This is a genomic window from Mesorhizobium sp. WSM4806 (assembly GCF_055811635.1).
In genome coordinates this window covers 43,111-60,249 of the sequence record NZ_JBVVQZ010000007.1, presented here as the reverse complement: position 1 = coordinate 60,249, position 17,139 = coordinate 43,111, and the positions used below count along the sequence as shown (strand labels likewise).

General features: G+C 60.9%; 15 protein-coding genes and 2 pseudogenes. 5 read left to right on the top strand and 12 right to left on the bottom strand.

Features of this window, described 5'->3' with window-relative positions:
• Window positions 1-62: 62 nt before the first annotated feature.
• From AC0L2M_RS12815 to AC0L2M_RS12800, 4 genes and pseudogenes are all read right to left on the bottom strand, one after another.
• The gene (locus AC0L2M_RS12815) at window positions 63-1,124 is read right to left on the bottom strand and encodes an alpha/beta fold hydrolase (protein WP_473535134.1); all 1,062 of its coding nucleotides are present in this window, start codon (window positions 1,122-1,124) and stop codon (window positions 63-65) included.
• Between the two features lie 435 nt (window positions 1,125-1,559).
• Window positions 1,560-2,864 (bottom strand): annotated as a pseudogene (locus AC0L2M_RS12810) (FAD-binding oxidoreductase); the annotation flags it as partial.
• 164 nt (window positions 2,865-3,028) lie between these two features.
• A complete protein-coding gene (locus AC0L2M_RS12805; RefSeq protein WP_128247240.1) occupies window positions 3,029-3,313 on the bottom strand; it encodes a hypothetical protein in 285 nt (94 codons plus the stop codon).
• Window positions 3,310-5,034 (bottom strand): hypothetical protein, encoded by a 1,725-nt coding sequence (locus AC0L2M_RS12800; protein ID WP_473535049.1) that lies wholly within the window; start codon window positions 5,032-5,034, stop codon window positions 3,310-3,312. Before AC0L2M_RS12800 ends, AC0L2M_RS12805 begins: the two co-directional genes overlap by 4 nt.
• 880 nt (window positions 5,035-5,914) lie before the next feature.
• On the opposite strand from AC0L2M_RS12800, the gene AC0L2M_RS12795 reads away from it, so the two are divergent.
• Window positions 5,915-7,150 (top strand): SAM-dependent methyltransferase, encoded by a 1,236-nt coding sequence (locus tag AC0L2M_RS12795; protein WP_128176361.1) that lies wholly within the window; start codon window positions 5,915-5,917, stop codon window positions 7,148-7,150.
• 309 nt (window positions 7,151-7,459) lie between these two features.
• Here the strand turns inward: AC0L2M_RS12795 and AC0L2M_RS12790 are convergent.
• Window positions 7,460-7,672: pseudogene (locus AC0L2M_RS12790) on the bottom strand (hypothetical protein); the annotation flags it as partial.
• Between the two features lie 808 nt (window positions 7,673-8,480).
• Here AC0L2M_RS12790 and AC0L2M_RS12785 point away from each other — a divergent pair.
• On the top strand, window positions 8,481-8,870 hold the full coding sequence (locus tag AC0L2M_RS12785) for a carboxymuconolactone decarboxylase family protein (protein ID WP_473535133.1): 390 nt from the start codon (window positions 8,481-8,483) through the stop codon (window positions 8,868-8,870).
• Between the two features lie 197 nt (window positions 8,871-9,067).
• On the opposite strand, the gene AC0L2M_RS12780 is transcribed toward AC0L2M_RS12785, so the two are convergent.
• Window positions 9,068-9,709: a hypothetical protein gene (locus AC0L2M_RS12780; protein ID WP_128247243.1), complete on the bottom strand. Its 642-nt coding sequence runs from the start codon at window positions 9,707-9,709 to the stop codon at window positions 9,068-9,070.
• A gap of 94 nt (window positions 9,710-9,803) precedes the next feature.
• A complete protein-coding gene (locus AC0L2M_RS12775; RefSeq protein WP_473535048.1) occupies window positions 9,804-10,169 on the bottom strand; it encodes a helix-turn-helix domain-containing protein in 366 nt (121 codons plus the stop codon).
• A 247-nt stretch (window positions 10,170-10,416) separates the two neighbouring features.
• On the opposite strand from AC0L2M_RS12775, the gene AC0L2M_RS12770 reads away from it, so the two are divergent.
• Window positions 10,417-11,076 (top strand): L,D-transpeptidase, encoded by a 660-nt coding sequence (locus AC0L2M_RS12770; protein WP_077380658.1) that lies wholly within the window; start codon window positions 10,417-10,419, stop codon window positions 11,074-11,076.
• A 10-nt stretch (window positions 11,077-11,086) separates the two neighbouring features.
• Complete coding sequence (locus AC0L2M_RS12765) at window positions 11,087-11,599, top strand: OmpA family protein (RefSeq protein WP_027155108.1); 513 nt, start codon at window positions 11,087-11,089, stop codon at window positions 11,597-11,599.
• Between the two features lie 194 nt (window positions 11,600-11,793).
• Here AC0L2M_RS12765 and AC0L2M_RS12760 read toward each other — a convergent pair whose 3' ends face one another.
• The 5 genes from AC0L2M_RS12760 to AC0L2M_RS12740 all read right to left on the bottom strand — a co-directional run bounded on the left by AC0L2M_RS12760 (window position 11,794) and on the right by AC0L2M_RS12740 (window position 16,423).
• The gene (locus AC0L2M_RS12760) at window positions 11,794-12,450 is read right to left on the bottom strand and encodes a DUF1579 family protein (protein ID WP_473535047.1); all 657 of its coding nucleotides are present in this window, start codon (window positions 12,448-12,450) and stop codon (window positions 11,794-11,796) included.
• A 121-nt stretch (window positions 12,451-12,571) separates the two neighbouring features.
• Complete coding sequence (locus AC0L2M_RS12755; protein ID WP_473535046.1) at window positions 12,572-13,315, bottom strand: SDR family oxidoreductase; 744 nt, start codon at window positions 13,313-13,315, stop codon at window positions 12,572-12,574.
• Window positions 13,312-13,677, bottom strand: coding sequence for a putative quinol monooxygenase (locus tag AC0L2M_RS12750; RefSeq protein WP_473535045.1), 366 nt, complete (start codon window positions 13,675-13,677; stop codon window positions 13,312-13,314). Before AC0L2M_RS12750 ends, AC0L2M_RS12755 begins: the two co-directional genes overlap by 4 nt.
• Before the next feature lie 286 nt (window positions 13,678-13,963).
• A complete protein-coding gene (locus tag AC0L2M_RS12745) occupies window positions 13,964-14,998 on the bottom strand; it encodes a cupin domain-containing protein (RefSeq protein WP_473535044.1) in 1,035 nt (344 codons plus the stop codon).
• 522 nt (window positions 14,999-15,520) lie between these two features.
• Window positions 15,521-16,423, bottom strand: a complete 903-nt coding sequence (locus AC0L2M_RS12740; protein ID WP_473535043.1) for a LysR family transcriptional regulator — start codon at window positions 16,421-16,423, stop codon at window positions 15,521-15,523.
• 136 nt (window positions 16,424-16,559) lie between these two features.
• On the opposite strand from AC0L2M_RS12740, the gene AC0L2M_RS12735 reads away from it, so the two are divergent.
• A complete protein-coding gene (locus tag AC0L2M_RS12735) occupies window positions 16,560-16,976 on the top strand; it encodes a RidA family protein (RefSeq protein ID WP_023799822.1) in 417 nt (138 codons plus the stop codon).
• The last annotated feature ends 163 nt before the right edge of the window (window positions 16,977-17,139 follow it).

The window sequence follows — 17,139 nt, the reverse complement described above, 5'->3', positions numbered from 1 at the left end:
GGCAGCCGAAATCCGGCTTTCGTCGAGGGACATCTGTCCCGCACCGGCAGATGTGAGACGACCTAGCGGGACAGCGACTTGACGATCGCCTGTGAGCGGCTGCGCACGCCCAGCTTGCTGAAGATCACCGATAACTGGTTGCGGACCGTCTTTGTGCTCTTGCCGAGCCGCTCGGCGATTGAACGGTTGTCCAGCCCCTCGGCGACGAGGTTCAGAATCATGGTTTCGGCGGGCATCAGGCCGGCATCGCGGACAGCGCCGCTGGGTTGCGCGGCCCGATCCTGCCCGAGGAACCTGCCGAGTTCAGAGTAGAAGACGGGCCAGGCAGGTTCGTCCGGCAACAGCACGTGGTTCTTGCTTTCCAGCGGAACGAAGCGGGCGCCAGGAATCGTGGCAGCAAGCCTGCAGCCTTCGTCGAAGGGAACACGCATATCGCCACGGCTGTGTGCTATCAAGGTTGGGACACGCAGGGCGGCGGCAAGGTCCATCACGTCGATCCCCTGCATCTGCCATAGCAGTTGCGCGGCGACCTCGGCTGTCGCCGTCTCCCGCTCCAGATCACCCCACCAGCGGTGCTGCTCCGGGTTCCCGTCCGGAATGAAGAGGTTCGTGAAGAACTGGCAGAACGCAGGGTTGTCACGGCCCCAGCCGATGCGGATGAAATTGACCAGTGTCTCGGCCTCCAGACGATCGGAGTCGGTTTGGGCGCGAGCCCGCGCGCCCAGACCGTACGCGTTCACGAGCACCAGATGCGAGACGCGCTCGGGATGCTTCACGGCGTAGGCAATGGCCAGCGCACCGCCTTGCGACAGGCCGAGCAGGACAAAGCGCGGCTCCTTGATTGATGCGGCCACGGCCTCCAGGTCCGCGTGCCACGCGTCGACGGAGAGGTCTGCGACGTGCCGCTCCGACAGCCCACATCCGCGCGGATCGTAGCGCACGAAACAATTGCGCGCCGACAGTTGGCTGAGCCACGGCCGCCACACTGGACTTTCGAGATCATAGTCGACATGGCTTAGCCAATGCGCTGCCCGCTGGATAACCGGCCCCTCGCCGCAGGACGCCGTAGCGATGCGGGTGCCGTCTGCAGAGGTACAGAACCGTATGCTTTGACTAAGCTTCACGGCGCCATGATAGCGCGACGCAAGGTCACGCGACAGGCCGGAGTCTGGTGGCGTCGATTGACTGCGCACCGGCCAATCGTGGAACGCGTCCGCTTTGCGCCGCATGGCAGTCATTTCTGTCGTCCAGCCCATTCGCCAAAAGCGGACGTGGCTACTGCAGCGGCGCAGGCAGCCCTTGCGCCAGGTGGACCGCCCACCGTAGCACCTTGCTGGTACTGTCGCGCTGGGAGTCTTCGCAAGACACTCCGATGCAGAATGGTTTGCGCTTGCAGCGCCGCTCGTACGCTTCCACTTGATGGCCGCAAGATTGCGACGGTCCGGCTTAAGCCGTTTAGGGTCAGCTGTAGCGCGCAGCCGGTGCTCGGCAGGCCGAGCCGGCCTATGCGGTGCCCAGATCACTCCGGCGTGGCCGCGAACGGCAAGATTCTGATTGAGGCGGAACAGGTTGGAGGGATCGAACCGAGTTTTCAAGTGTCTGAGCCGATCATACTTGATGGCTCCATAGGCACCCGAAGCAATGGCAGTATCGGATTGCTCGTTGACATAGTTGGCGGCTATGGACCGATCGGCCACGCGCCCTGCTGCGAACCTGCCCCATTCGATGCAACGCTCGTCGTCTGCCGGATCGTCCCATACGGGCTCCGCAATCCAGTAATAGCCGGCCTGCCTTCCGGAATAGGCGGTGTCTTCGTCCCGCACGTCGGCAACAGCGCCTCCAAGCTGCGTTATGTAGAACTCGCAATCCTTGGTTGGTGCCGAGGCAATCTGCTGCAGCATAGCATCCACTACGTCACCGGTGATATCCGACCAGAAACCACCTTTCGCGTAATACCGGCGTGACCAGGCGAAATGAGCGTCGTTGCGACTTTGCAGGTGAAGAAACGGCATGGCGCCCATCTCTCCTTCACCCACACCTGCAAGCTCGCCGAAGGGCGAAAGCATCTGATCCGCCCGCCTGCTGTCGCCCACCCACACCGCAGTCACGCTCAAGCCTCCTCGCGCGAGAGTAAAAGCGACGGAGAACTCTCGCCGGCGTTGTCGAGCCAAATCGCCGAGGCCTGTGATTGCGCGTTGCGCGTCGGCCATCGGGTACGTCCAATGGCCGACAGCCACCGGGCCAAGCTGATGCAGCCGGAACCTGAAGCGGGTTATGACACCGAAATTCCCACCGCCACCGCGAATGCCCCAAAAAAGCTCCGGATCGATTGCGGCATCGATCCAGTTCACGCTGCCGTCGGCCGTTACGATCTCGACGCCGATCAAGCTGTCGATCGTCAGCCCGTAGGCGCGGCTGACGCGGCCCATGCCACCGCCGAGGGTGAGACCGGCAACGCCCGTGTGAGAAACGACGCCCGCCGGAACCACGAACCCGCTTGGAACCGTCGCTGCATCCAGATCGCGAAGAAGCGCGCCGCCGCCGGCTTCCACGATTCCGGCGGAGATGTCCAGCCGGGCTGAATTGAGCTGCGAGAGATCGAGCAAAAGTCCGCCGTCACACGTCGAAAGGCCGGGCAGGCTGTGTCCGCCGCCTCGGATCGCCAGGACCGCATTGCAATTGGCCGCTACGTCGATCGCCTTCCGCACGTCATCGACATCCGCCGCACGCAATACCGCGGCCGGCCTGCGATCGGAGACACCGTTCCATACCTGCCGGGCTCGATCATAATCCGCGCTGCCGGGCGTGATCACAGGTCCGCGACACCCGATCGAGGCGAGTTGCTTCAATAGCAAGTCGGACATATGAGCCCCCTCGTCGCAAGCGGCTGCCGAACCTATCACCGCGGCGCATGCTACCCGCAATCGTTGCAGTTAGCACCTCAGAAAGCGTTCGAGACCACCGATCAGCGTTCTCACAAGCCTCCGACAAGACCCTACACCTTGTGTCGGTCGGCCCTGCGCCTCATTCAGGTCGTTGAGATCAGTTTTGCCGTTTCCTGAAAGCAGACATAGCCAACGACCACGCTGGAGATCATGGTTGCGCCAGTAACCAACGATCCCGCCATCGCGGACAAGGGCTGAATCAAACCATTGACGTTACTCTGCGCTGAGATTCTGCCTCTGAGCGGCGGCACACTCTTCCAAAAAGCAGGATGTTTCGAAGCACGATCAATCGCTTGAACGATTAGGCCGAAATAGCGGAATCCGCATGCAATAAATTGGCGAGGTTCTCGTCCCGTTTCGGCGATCAATCCCGGCGCGGATCGTAAGGCCTGGCGGCTCGTTTAGCGACGCGCTCGCGGTACCGCGCGTCGGTTCCACTTCGGTTTTCCGGCTTGGTAAGCGTTTCGACAGGCGTCCCAAGGACGACCAGCAGCGTGTCCCATTCTTCCGGGCCGAGCGTCTTGTAGCGGTACTCCAGACCCGGCGAAGCCAGGAGCTGCTCGATCTCAGGCCGCACGAAAGAGGCCGCAGGGCCAATGCGGCGAAAGCCGCTTCGCACGGCATCGGTAGCCGCGGTCAGGTCGCTGAAGCCATACTTGCCCGGATCGTAGACGGAGTACTCGCGCAGCAGCCGCAACAGGTCGGGGACGGCATCGACGCCGCGGTCGCCCTGGCGCTTGATCAGGCCGGTGGCAAAGCGGCTGACCGCCGGATCTGCGAGAATCGCGCGCTCTTCCGGCAGAGGATCGGCGTATGCACCTACAGGGAGGCCGGCCAGGGCATTGATCCAGTGGCGCGCCTCCTTCTTGTCGGTGGCCGCGAGGTAGCGGCTGGCGGCGAGCCGCCGCAGATCGGCGGAGTCGCCATCGACCTGTTTGATGATCGCCCACAGCCCGTCTGAGGATCGCACCCGCGGGTCCTCCAAGATGCGAACCAGCAGACGCCGGTCGCTCTCGCCGAGCGGCTGGTCGTTCGCGCGGAACGAGTCCATCCACTGATTGGCGAGCGCGAACGCGGGATCGCTCACCGGCTTAAGCGGATCGTCGAGCGCTCTGGCAAGTTCCTCGCGCGTTCTCGTTTTCGCCGCTTCGATATCCACGCCGCGCGAAACGCTGGTGTGGTCGAGTAGCAGCCGGTTGACCGGAACCTCGGCGTACATCCTTCCGTCACCGAGCCGCCGACGCGCCCAGCCGAACCGGAAGTTCTCGATCCCGCCCGAAGTCCCGATCAGCAACGGCGCCGCCGGGGCAAAGATCGACAGGATTGACTGCCGCAGCAGCACCTGTTCACCGGCGTCGGTGATGGTGAGCGCCTTGCGGTGGGGTGCGGAGGGTTCGAGCGACCAATCCACCCGTCCCGACCGGGGCTTGGAATCGGGCACGGCAGGGCCGTCCTCGATCGCGATGGTGAAGCCGGGTTCGGGGGAGTCGTCGTTTTGCAGCAGCGCCTTGCCCTCTGACATCATCAGGTTCCATTCGGCTTCCAGCGCGCGCTGAGGGGCGAGTGGATCGGAGGCATCGTAGCGCCGCTCTTCCAGCAGGCCATGCCCGATAACGGTGCTTCGTTTGCCGGGCGTCGAGTCCGGCACGACGCGATAAGTATTGGAATGACCGCGAAGGGTCTGGACGCGGACCGAATTGACGCCCGGGGTCTTGAGCAAGGCCGCGCACAATGCATCGCAACGGCCCTCGAACGGGCGGGCGAGGAGAATGTCGCCCTTGAGCGCAATCGGTGCGCTCGACTGAATGTCCGGCTCCTCCAGGCTGGCCAGCATGCCTCTCGCCCAGGTGAGGCCTGGCTGGGGGATGGTCCAGAACAATGCCAGCGTCGCGGCGCCCGATATGACGTTCAGAGGAACGCCTGAAACGAAACTTCCGAGCAGCAAGCGGAAGAGCGCGAAGGCGACGCCATACATGAAGGCCGTTGGCATCGACGCGAGGATGAGCCCCGGGACAATCAGGAAACTGCCGATGATGACCAGCCATGGCATTGTCAGCGCCACAAACGCGCCGACGCCGGTGATGATCAAGTAAGTCTTCAACCACATGCGCGGAACCTTACCGCGCAGGACTCAAAAAATGATAAAGCCACTGTTCTCGGGTCGGTGCCGTTTTGGGGATCCGCCCGTTGACGAATCTCGTTACGCTCACCTCAAAAAGCTGTCGATCGTCCGCCTTTGGAGGCTCTGGCGCCTCCATCAGATGACCGACTCGGTGAAGGTTTTTCGATGCGGGCGCGCAACGCAGACATCGGCCCGCGTTGGAAAACCTCCCAAGCATCGATCAGGCGATCTGGCCTTCTTCCGTGACCTGGCCGGCCTTGCACTAGGCTGACACCTTCGCCGCCTGGCTCGCGCCGCTACGCAAATCCGAATGGGTCGGAGATAGTTGCGCTGCGTCTCCCGTGAGAAACGCCACATGTTCATGTCGCCGATCAACCACTGGCGCAAAGGGCTGATGGGTGTGCATCGAGAGCGGGATGGGTCATGGTCAGGCTCCTTGTTGAAGAAGCCCGTCATGCTCTGCCGCCGAATGACGCTCAATGCGGGCGCGACGACCGGTCCCTGATCTCTACCTCAACCGCAGGCGCCCTCCCGCGTAGCGGGTTCGTTCTCCGACCCGAAGCAGAGTCTCACACGCGACGGCGGCATGGCTGCTTTGCGCCGCATGTCCGCCCTTGAGGCGATCTTTGCGATTGCCGGATAGCAGACGCTGCCGGCGACCACCTTGGACATCTTATTGCGCCAGGGCAGACATTTCCGATCGCGGGGCAGGCGGCCCCGGATGGGTCGCTACTTCGGCATTGGGAGGAGACTTCTGAAGTCCGATCCCTCTCCGCCCCAGATCGGTATTGATGTACCGACACCGGGCAGTCATACTTACGGGGTAAGTCACGAGAAACGAGCCACAATGCGTCTGCTGCCAAATCTGCTCTCCCGTTTTGTAAAAAATGGGCGCCTGACTGTCATATTCGAGGACGGTTTCAGGCAAGCCTTCGGCAGTGGACAGGATGGGCCCGACGTGACGATCCGCCTAACCGACAAAGCGGTCGAACGCGAGATCTTCTTCAATCCGGAACTGAAGGCGGCCGAAGCCTACATGGATGGCCGCTTGGTGATCGAGAACGGTGGCAAAGCATTTGACCTCTTGTCACTTTTTTCTGTCAACCGCACTGGGTTGGCAGCCCACCCCGTTCAGAAGGCGTTGCGGAAAGTCTGGCGTGCGTTGCGCCGACGCCAGCAGAACAACAAGCTGGGTCTCGCCGCAAAAAACGTTCAGCATCACTACGACATCCCGACGAAATTTTATGAGCTATGGCTCGACGAGACAATGACCTATTCGTGCGCCTATTATACGGCACCGGACAACAATCTGCTGCAAGCGCAGATGGACAAGCATCGCCACATTGCCGCGAAGCTCAAGCTAGAGCCGGGCATGCATGTGATAGAAATCGGCTCAGGCTGGGGCACTCTCGCCATCTATCTCGCCAAGTATTGCGACGTGAAGGTCACGGCGATCAACGTTTCGACGGAGCAATTGGCGGCGTCTCGGCTTCGAGCGATCGAGGCCGGGGTCGCTCATCAGATCGATTTTCGCGAGGTCGACTATCGCGAGGTCAGCGGACAGTTCGACCGTGTTGTCTCGATCGGAATGATGGAGCACGTGGGCGTCGTTCATTTCGACAGCTATTTCACAATCATCAGTAGATTGTTGAAGGAGGGCGGCTTCGCATTGGTTCATGCGATCGGACGCATGTCACCGCCTGGTACGACGGCGCCGTTCATCCGCAAGTATATCTTTCCAGGTGGGTATGTGCCGGCTTTGTCAGAGGTGTTTGCCTCGTTGGAGCGCACGGGGATCTGGTGCGCCGACTGCGAAAATTTGCGGCTGCACTATTACTGGACGATCCACGATTGGCGTCTCGGTTATGAGGCCAGGCGCGAGGAGGCAGTCGCCATGATGGGCGAACGCTTCTGCCGTATGTGGGATTTCTATCTGGCGTCGGCCGAACTCGGCTTCCTAAACGGTTCAAATTTTGTCTTCCAGATTCTGATCTCGGCTCGCCGTGACGATGTCCCAATCATCCGCGATTATATTGTCGAAGAAGAGCGACGCCTACTGAGCTCGATGCAGACGAATGCGTAGTTTCGCTATCTACACCGTGGGCCCGGTCCGCTGGTTAGCTCGCCCTGCAGGACTCGGATGACATCATCCCGCCGTCAATCTTCGTCCGACGGAAGCGCCAGTGCAACCAATCGACAAGTCCGAAGATCAAAGCGGTCGGCCACGAATGACAGCTTTGCACCTAACTCCGGCCGTTGAGCAATCTCTCGCCAGTGCACAAAAGCTGCCGGTCCGCTCAGATCGCCGCTCCTCCGTGATTGGGAGGTGTCCGCCCACTCGTTCGCCCCGAAAGGAGCGCTGCGTTCCCGTGAACGCTCCACATCCGCTTTCTCAGTCCTTTTTCTTATGACTTCGATAAGCCTGGCGAGGTTGTCGGCTCCGTGACCTTCTCTTATGGCGTCTTCTGTCAGGCGCGGCCTCATATCCAGAAACGCACACCAGGATCCGCGGACTGGCACCAACCGCGCTGGCGAGGGTCTCTGCGCGAAGCGCTCCCGCCTCCACCAGGGCATCGGCCTTACTTGCAGTCCGATTCCAAACAGTTAGGGCATGGCCTGGGAAAGGAGTGCGGAGCCAAGCGCAGACCCCATGGGTCCAGTCCGATTAAGGTGATGTCGCTCATGAGTAGCCCTTCTTGAGGTTGCTAACCAAAGGTCGTCCGAGGGTCGCGCGCGGCCTACGGTACGCAACTTACATTCTGTCGTATTGCGGGGTTCTGCCGCCGATCGGAGACTCGGTGCGGGCGTGTGAGCGCCACGTTGTCCAGAAGCTGGCAGCTCCCACTGCCCGGCCCCTTTGGCTTTGCGCCTATGTGCCCGCAACCTGACCCTGAGAGCTGCCTATTCAATCCGCGTGGGATTGCGGACAGTCGACGTTCTGCGCTCAGCCTTCACAAACCAGCCGTAACCTCCTGTCTAGGTCATGAAAGAGTTGGCTTAGCCGCGTAGTGCCGCGGGGCTGCGGTGGGAAATGATGCAAAAGAGACTTCTTGGGGCGCGGTCCTGGTGGTAGCCTGCTGCAACACACCGTCCACTGCGACGCCTGCCCTTCCTCCCCTGCCACCTCGAAAGCCAATGCCGCATAGATAGCGGCGCCCAGTAAGTGTCTAGCTTGGCTGACGCCTTGTTTGCCACACCCGGCGCAAGGGCAGATGGATTGTCCTGTATGCTGCCCTCCGTATGGACCGATTGAGACCTTTCTACACTCGACTACTCTCGACGGGCCTTGATCCCGCGCGAGACCTTTGTGGGGCTTGCAGCTGGTGGCGAGTCATTTCTAAGGCTCCGCCCGCGCCCGAGTACCGCCCCGGTCAAGCGAAAGCCACCGCAACCGGAACCATTCCTCCCAAGACCTGGTCCAACTTCGGGCACGTCAGATTGTGGGCAGCGAGTATTTCACGGCGTTGCACAAGTCCAACCTGCGAAAAACGCAGGATACGGACGAACGCATCGCCGCAATAGCGCAGTGGAAGGCGGCGACCTGCTTCAGCGAAGCGGAACGGGTTGCACTGGCCCTTGTCGAGGCCATTTTCGTCCCGGATGCCGGCAACGAACGCGTTGCGGATGCGCTGTACGCCCGAGCTTCCAGCCTCTACGACGACAAAGCGCTCGCCACGCTCGCTGTTGCCATCGGTCAAGTCTCGTTTTTCATCGCGGTCGCGCTGTTGGAAAACCACTGCCTGGGCGCTCGCCAACCGAAAGCTGGCGCTAGGAGTTACGTGTACGCGTTCGTCCCGACATGAATTCGGGCTAGGCGTTCTTGCCAAAAGACGTGATGTGAAGCCGGCGACTATCCGTCGGCTCTACCAACCACATCGCTTCGCCAATAGACGGGCCCGGCTTTCAAAGCGGTCATTGTGTTGCCGGCCAGTTGAATTGGCCTGCGATAGGCGACAAAGCCCGGATGCGCTGTATCACCCCGACTGCATTGACTTCCCGCTCAAAGAACGCTCTTTTCAGGGCCATAAGCTTTGGCGAGACGGACCATGCCTTTCGTTCGAAGGCGTTGGTACCAATAGAATAGTATCATCAAGCCGGTTGTTGTGCCGGCACCAAGGCACAGTGCAGGCGCCAACGCTGATCCGACATATAGTGCTAGAAGGGTCACGCCCGCCGCCGCGACAATGGCATTTACGAAAGCGATCATCGTCGCGGCTGTGGTCAGATGCGCCAGGAGCGGCCCGGCACGCAGCGACGGTTCGGCGTCGTTTTCTGGCCAACGGCCGAACTCTTTGGAAAACTGAAAAGCAGCATCCTCCCCCAGCGTTCGGTAGTAGGCCCTGATCCGGGCGATGCCGATATGGGCCTGCATGTTCTCGGCGGCTATATCGATCAACCTTAAGACGGTGAAGCTACCCAGCAAAAAGAGCGATGGCAGCACGGCTAGGAGAAACGGCTGAAGGAATTCAGGCGACTGCGCGACAAAGCCCGTCGCCACTAGAGCGCTCGATAGAGACATGATGTAGATGGTCGTTCGCGACGCCATTTCGCTGATGGTTGCGCTGATCGCCGATTGCTGCACGAAATGCTCTGTCGTGAGGGCCGCGAGAAGCGCGGTGTGGGGTGTTGTCATGTCGGCCATTTTATATCTCCTGGTGAGCATGCCGCCGCTGGCGCATCCTGAGCGACAGAGCCGTCGACACAGGCTGCATGCGCCTACGCGATTGTGCAGATGTTCAAAGAGTGTTCATCAACTTGGCAATTCCGTTTAAATGGCGCCGGAATTCGGCTTGCCCGATGCCTGTATAACGCCGGAAATCGCGGCTCGCATGGGCTTGATCGAAATAGCCTTGCATGGCGGCCAATTGCGCCAGTCCGCCGGCGGGCGCGTCGGCCAGCAGAGCCCCAACTAGTCGATAATAGCGCATGACGCCCGCGTATCGTTTTGGTGAAAGGCCCACGAGGTTTCGGAACAGTCGATAGAGCGAAGAATAGGACAGCCCCAGCGCGGCCGCGGCAGTAGCAACGCCCTGGTTTGGATCGGCATCTATGAGGCGCACGGCTTCCGCAAGATTTTGAATCTGCTGGTGGGCATTGCTCACACGTCCGGATAGGGCAATGTCGCAACTACGCTCGGTCCCAAACAGTCGCGCCAATTTGGTTAAGTTCTGGATGGGGTTTAGGTTAGACGTTCGTCCTCGGCAAGATTGTCACAATTCGGTCACTCGCCGCCAAATTGCCGAATGTCCGGACACGGCGGACTGAAGCAACGCAGAATTTTCCACTTTGAGGGGAAGTAATTCTCAACTATGGTCCGCCAAGCTTTTGGTATGGGGGGGAATATTGCCGATGGTTTTATCACGCAGGGGTGTCGTGCTCGGCGGCCTGGCGCTGGTCGCGGTGGGTGCAACCAGCAATATTGCTCAAGCCGCGGCGGCAAAATCCTTTTTCGCCGGTACCGCCAGCGACAACAATTTTGTCTATCGCAAGACCAACTTCGCCAAGATCGACAAGAGATGGCATCGCCAGATCGTCAAGTATTTCAGCAGCGAGCCGGTCGGCACCGTCGTGGTCGATACCCGCCACCACTTCCTCTACGTCATCATGGAAAACAAGACCGCCATCCGCTACGGCGTCGGCGTCGGCAAGGACGGCTTCAAATGGTACGGCCGCGCGACGATCGACCGCCGCGCGCTGTGGCCGCAATGGGTCCCGCCCCCCGAAATGCGTAAGCGCAAGCCGGACCTACCGCACATGGTCGCAGGCGGCGCGTCCAACAATCCGCTCGGGCCGCGCGCGCTCTATCTGCACCGCAACGGCGCCGACACCGGCTACCGCCTGCATGGCACGCTAGAGCCATGGAGCATCGGCACCGACGCTTCCAGCGGCTGCATCCGCATGTTCCCGGAAGACATCATCGACCTCTACCAGCGCTGCCCGATCGGCACCGCGGTGCAGGTCCTGCCGCACATCGCCGACCAGGCGCCCGCTTCCACCACTGTCGAATGACTGGCGCCTCATGAACCGCATGATTGAAAACACGCGCCGGCTGCTCGCCGCCGGCCTGCTGGTGCTGGCCGCATCCTGCTCGACCAGCAACACGCTGGCCCCTTCCACGCCCGACATCACCAACACCGAGGTTGCCGGCTTCCAGAACGTGCAGCCGGGCAGCGAGGAGGATTTTATCCTCAATGTCGGCCGCCGCACCTATTTCACGCAAGGTTCGGCCGCGCTCGATTCTGTCGCCAAGGCCACCCTCGACACCCAGATCGCCTGGTTAGCAAAGCATCCGCGCTGGCTGCTCAAGCTGCAGGGTTTCGCCGACGATCCCGGCGCAAGTGAAACGGCGCTGTCGCAGCAGCGCGCCGATGCGGTGATGGACTACCTCGCCGCCGGCGGCATAGACCGCAACCGCATGTGGGCCAAGGGCTACGGCAAGGACAGGCTCGTCCGCGACTGCCCCGACACCGCCTGCAGGTCGCAGAACCGCCGCGTTGTGTCTAATTTGCGCGATGAGAGGGACGAGCCGTAGGGGGCTGCTGTTCTGCTTGTGACCCGAAGCAGAGTCTCACACGCGACGGCGGCATGGCTGCTTTTGCGCCTCATGTCGGCCGTAAAGATCAGCTTTGCGGCTTCCTGAAAGTAGACAGCGCTGGAGGTCGCGGTTGCGCCATTGCCAAACACCGAGCGAGCTAATGAGACGCCGGGCCGTCCTCGAGCGGACGCTCACTCTTTCAGCCGTGTATAGAGGCCGCGTGTGGCCAACGTCTCTTGCTGTCCGGGACGCGTGAAATAGAGCTCAAAGACATGGCGATCGTTGTTATCGATTTTGATTACTGTGCGCATGCCGATCGACTTGCCGACCGTGTCTTCGCCAGCCACACCCTGGTCGGTGAAGGCCCCTGACATGCTGATGGGCCTTTGATTTCCGGATCCAGGGGTGCCTTCGTAGTACATCATGGTTGTGTTGACAGGATCGATCGTAATCCACTCGTATCGGTCGTCCATGATACTGTAGCCGAGCCAGCCTTTGCGCCAGATTGGCGCTCCATCCAGCGTCCCCTCCATCGTGTCTTCGATGTAACGGCCGCCTGCCAACCACTGCCGACGGCTAATGACGTCGTCCGTCACGAGCGGCGGCTGATCGGGGCTGCGGCCGAGCGTGCCGTAGAAGCTCAACTGGACCCGCCAGGTGCCAACTAATGGCGCCAGAACCTCATGCGCCTGACCCGGCAATCCGCGACTAAGCCATTTGGGTAACTCGGACTGCGTCGGGGGCGCGGCCGCGGCCGAGCCATCTTGAGCCAATGCGCCGGAAGGAACGGGGAGGGCGAACGCAACGACAATTAGGGCAACGTGTAGTGTCTCAATGGTTCTTTTCATCTGCGGTCCATTGTTTATTGGAAATTGCTGTAACGCGTTTGGTTGAGGCTCACCGTTGTGAACTTTCCGCGTGAACCGGATGGATACTGATCTCTTAACCCTTTAGGCTCTATCTGTTAGATCATTCGATGCTGACCAGCGTTTCACCTCCTGAAACTTCTAGAATAGCGCCGGTCACGAAATCATTAGTCATCAGGAAAAGTGCGGCCTTGCCGATATCGTCGACTTTTCCAACGCGACCTGCTGGGAAGCTCTCGCGCACCAGCGCGAAAAACGCCTCCCGCTTGGTTTGCGGCATGCCGGCCCACATTTCGCTGTCTATGACGCCTGGACGGATTGTGTTGACGCGGATCGGACCGAGTTCGAGCGCAAGGGCTCGTGTCAGCGCCTCCAGACCAGCGAACGCGACCATCATCATCGAAGCGCCCATGCGAGGCTTGGTCACCAAGCCACCAGTAGTGAATGTGATCGAACCGCCTTTCCGCATCTTGGGCGCCGTGTGCCGCGCGCAAGACCAACTGCCCAGGAGCTTGCCATACAGAACGGCCTGCGCGTCGGCCAGCGTTTGGGAGAGGAAGGTTCCTCCAGGACTTGGTGGAGTTGCGGTGATGACAAGATGGTCGAGCGCCCCCAGCGTTTCGAATACTTGCTCGACCGCCGCATCGTCGGTCATATCCAGCGACTGGAAGGTGATTGAACCGTGGGCGCTTTGTTCTGCAGCCAATTTCGCCGGTGGCCGCCGCCCGAGCGCGATGACCTCGGCGCCTGCGCGCGAGGCCGCAAGAGCCGCCCCCATGCCCATGCCGCTTGTCCCGCCAACGATCACGACTCGCTGATTCAGAAGAGACTGCTCGTCACCGGTCATCGCGGATCTCTGCCGCTGGCATATGGGCTCAGCATCTCAAGCCACTGCGTCTCCATGTCGCCCGGTTCGAGCTCACCACCATCTACGACGAACCTCTGGACATAGGCTTCGCTGAAGTGGCTCTTGACTGCATCGACACTGCGCCAGACTTCGTAGATGACGATGAGATCGGGGTCGGATCGATCACGATGGATGTGGAATTGTAGACAGCCCGTTTCTGATCTCGTCGCTTCGAGATCCTCAAGCATCCGGGTAACGAGCGCTTCGCCTTGACCAGGAGCGGCGCAATGCTTGGCGATAATGCAATAGGGCGTGTGTTCGCCAGTGGCTGGTGGGGGAAGATCAGGCAACACCAACGCCATATGAGTCTCCTTCTGGTAGCGGCCTAGGAGGTATTCTGCATTCACACGTCATGCGTTCAAGGCGCACGCGAAATCCCGGCTATTGCTCCTTCGATAGTCCACCACGATGCAGTCGCTGCTTTGGCTCGCGAATCGGTCGAAGTGGTTACGGCATTTGAGAATTTGCAGATCCTGGCGCGGCGCCGCTATGGCAGAAACGCTTGAATGTCTGACCGTTTGTCGCACTGATTACATTAGCCGTGGATCGCATCAGGCGATATGCAGGACCGATCCCGTCGCTGTATGCTCACCCGCGCCCGGAATCTCGGACCGCGCCTGGCGAGACGCCTATGAAGCGTTTGAATGCCCTGCTGAAGGATGCATCGGACTCATATCCCAACTCAGACGCGACCTGTGACAGCGACATATATCCGTTCCGCAACCAGGATTCGGCCAGCCTAAGCCTCCATTGCAGGAGATAGCGGGCGGGAGATACCGACAACAGACCCTTGAATCGCTGCGAAAACCTCGATCGCGACAGCCCAGACAATGCCGCCAGGCGATCGACTGGCCAGTCTTCGCCGGGGGAGCGATGGATTCTTGCAAGCGCAGACCCGATTTGCGGATCCCGCACGGCCGCGAGCCAACCAGTCAGATTGTCGGAACACGTTTCGACCCAGGATCTGATTACTTGCGTCATGACAATATCAGCAAGGCGCGCCATTACCGTTGCCGATCCGATTCTTTGCCCATCAGCCTCCCGCGCCATCATAGCAAGGAGGTTTGGCAGGTCAGTATCGCTGTGCTCTGCATAGCGGATATGCATCACCGGAGGCAGCAGTTCCAGGAGCGGATTTGCCGTCGGCCCCTCAAAGCCGATCGTACAGCATGCGATCAGCGATCGCGGACCGCCGCCGCCGGACTTCAATTCGTAGGTTCCATTCCCGATCAACGCCGGTTTGATATCGTCCAGTGGCAAGGCTCTCCCTTTGGGCCGGTCGGACATGGTGTGCTCTGTTCCGTGGGGAAGAAGAAGCACATCGCCGCATTCCAGCAGCAGCGGTGGCAAGCTCTTGGCTTGTATCCAGCACTGACCCTCGAGCATCGCATGAAATCGTACGCCCTCCCTGAACGGCACGGCGATGCCCCAGGGCGCCGTTAACTCGCTGCGGCCATATCTCGCATGGGCAAGGCGCAGGTCGCGCAGCACCTCGCTCAACAAATCATTCTCGGCCGGCTGGTAGCCCATCGTTGCACGTCCAAGACCGGGCCGATTCATGGATCTAAGCGGATGGTCCATATGCATTCCTTTGCCTCGAACCTTTGCATACTCTTTATCCATCCCGTTATCTCTTGGTGGGCAGAACATGCTACGGATCGATCCTATAGGTCCTAAATCTAATAGGTCTGCATGATGGCGGCTGCGCGACTACCGAATTTTCTCGGCTCGCGCGTTCCCATACCGAGGCGACGGCGCAATGTCGGTGTTTGGCAGACTACGTCGTGTGGCTGATCTGCTCGACGATAGAGTTCCAATCAAGTCCGGCTCTTTCGTGCGATATGGGAAGTCCGCAACGGAACATCAGCGCAGGTTGTCGCGAATGTCGGCTATCCGATAGCAAAAGATGGGGGATCCCTGCGCCGAGCTATATGTCTGCTCACCTACATATCAAACTACAAGCTGCCGGTCCGCCCTCGGCCCCACTTGGGTCATCGCCTGCTTCAGCCTGACCGATCGAAACTGGTCATCGGCCCGATGCAGGATTCGTCCGCACTTGAGGCAGAACACTGGTGCGTTGGCGCAATAGGAACGAACTGAGCACTCCCTTGGCCCAACGACCAGTCATGGCGCGGCTGCTCGTCGCTAAGGTTCTTTGTTCCGCAGGTCTTTGACGACATCGAGAAAGGCCCGCAGTGCGGGCGGTACGGCTCGATGTCCGGGGTAGTAAACCGCAACTTCTTCCGCAGCGGGCATCCACGCGGTCAGGACCTTGCGCAGCCGGCCGTCGGACAAGGCCGCTTCGGCGGCCCAATCGGCCACGTAGGCGACTCCCAGATCCTCAATTGCGGCTTCGACCATCAGTTCTTCGTCGTCGAGGACGACGGGGCCGTTTGCCTCGATCACGAGTTCCTGGCCGGCGCGTTCGAACTCCCATCGGTAAAGCTTGCCGCTGGGCATGCGGTGGCCGATGCAATGGTGGCGTTGCAATTCCTCGGGGGTTCCCGGGTCGCCGAAGCGATCGAGGTAGGCGGGCGACGCGACACAGATGAACCTCAACCGGCGTGCAAGCGGCACGGCGATCATGTCCTTGGGGACCGATCCGAGGAGGCGCACGCCGGCATCGAAGCCGCTGGACACGATGTCGATGAGCCGCCCCTCGACGACGATGTCCACGCTCACGGCCGGATGGCGCTCCGCCATCCGCGGAAGAACCCCGCGAACGAGAAGCCCGGCCACCAATCGCGGTGCGTTGATGCGGACGGTGCCCGCGACATTGCCGCGGAACCCGGCGACGCTGTCGAGCGCCTCGTCCAGCGAGGCGAGCGCCGGCTGAAGGCGATCGAGCAACCGGAAACCGGCTTCCGTCGGCGAGACGCTGCGTGTGGTGCGGTTGAGCAGGCGCACGCCCATGCGCTCCTCGAGTGCACGCATGGCGTGGCTCAATGTGGAAGGCGCCGTGCCGATCTCGTCGGCTGCGCGGCGGAAGCTGCGGTGCGTGGCAACGGCGACGAAGGCGGTGAGATCGTTGAGGGACGGGCGGGACATTGATGGTAATTTTGCATCAGCTCATGCCGATTTCAACGGCTAATGCGCGTAATGCGATTGCCCTATCTCCTGCCTGTATCAACTCGGCGGCTCCGGGCGGTCCGCTCCCGTCATCAAGACAGAAAGGAAATACGAAATGCCTGCACGTGACGCCATCTATCCGGCCAAACGCCACGCGTTATACGATATCCATCAATATTCCGCGGCCATTCGCTCCGGCGATCTTCTCTTCGTCTCGGGTCAGGTCGGCAGCCGTGAGGACGGCTCGCCCGAGCCCGCATTCGAGGATCAGGTTCGGCGGGCCTTTGCCAATCTGCGCGCGGTCCTGGCCGCCGCGGGGTGCAGCTTCGACGACGTTGTCGACGTCACCACCTTCCACACCAACCCGGACCAACAGATCGAAACGGTGCTGGCCGTCCGAGCGGATGAGATCGGCGGACCGCCCTATCCGAACTGGACGGCAGTGGGCGTCAATTGGCTTGCCGGCTTCGACTTCGAGATCAAGGTCGTCGCCCGCATCCCTTCGACGACCGGCGGCCAGCCGGCGGGCTGATCGCTCGCCCTGCAATCTACGGCAAAGCTACCCCTGGCAGACAGCCCGCTCCCTGCACGTCAGGACGCCGCTTCGTCTGACGCAGCTGGGTCAGCAACTTCCATGATCCGGCCGCGCGACGCGTTCTTTCGGCCCCTTTTCGTAGCGCATGACTGCCATTCCC

Excerpts from the sequence above, each read along its gene's own strand:
- AC0L2M_RS12795 (WP_128176361.1), top strand. The coding sequence starts at position 5,915 with ATGCGTCTGCTGCCAAATCTGCTCTCCCGTTTTGTAAAAAATGGGCGC.
- AC0L2M_RS12780 (WP_128247243.1), bottom strand. The coding sequence starts at position 9,709 with ATGGCCGACATGACAACACCCCACACCGCGCTTCTCGCGGCCCTCACG.
- AC0L2M_RS12770 (WP_077380658.1), top strand. The coding sequence starts at position 10,417 with ATGGTTTTATCACGCAGGGGTGTCGTGCTCGGCGGCCTGGCGCTGGTC.
- AC0L2M_RS12765 (WP_027155108.1), top strand. The coding sequence starts at position 11,087 with ATGAACCGCATGATTGAAAACACGCGCCGGCTGCTCGCCGCCGGCCTG.
- AC0L2M_RS12760 (WP_473535047.1), bottom strand. The coding sequence starts at position 12,450 with ATGAAAAGAACCATTGAGACACTACACGTTGCCCTAATTGTCGTTGCG.
- AC0L2M_RS12755 (WP_473535046.1), bottom strand. The coding sequence starts at position 13,315 with ATGACCGGTGACGAGCAGTCTCTTCTGAATCAGCGAGTCGTGATCGTT.
- AC0L2M_RS12750 (WP_473535045.1), bottom strand. The coding sequence starts at position 13,677 with ATGGCGTTGGTGTTGCCTGATCTTCCCCCACCAGCCACTGGCGAACAC.
- AC0L2M_RS12745 (WP_473535044.1), bottom strand. The coding sequence starts at position 14,998 with ATGGATAAAGAGTATGCAAAGGTTCGAGGCAAAGGAATGCATATGGAC.
- AC0L2M_RS12740 (WP_473535043.1), bottom strand. The coding sequence starts at position 16,423 with ATGTCCCGCCCGTCCCTCAACGATCTCACCGCCTTCGTCGCCGTTGCC.
- AC0L2M_RS12735 (WP_023799822.1), top strand. The coding sequence starts at position 16,560 with ATGCCTGCACGTGACGCCATCTATCCGGCCAAACGCCACGCGTTATAC.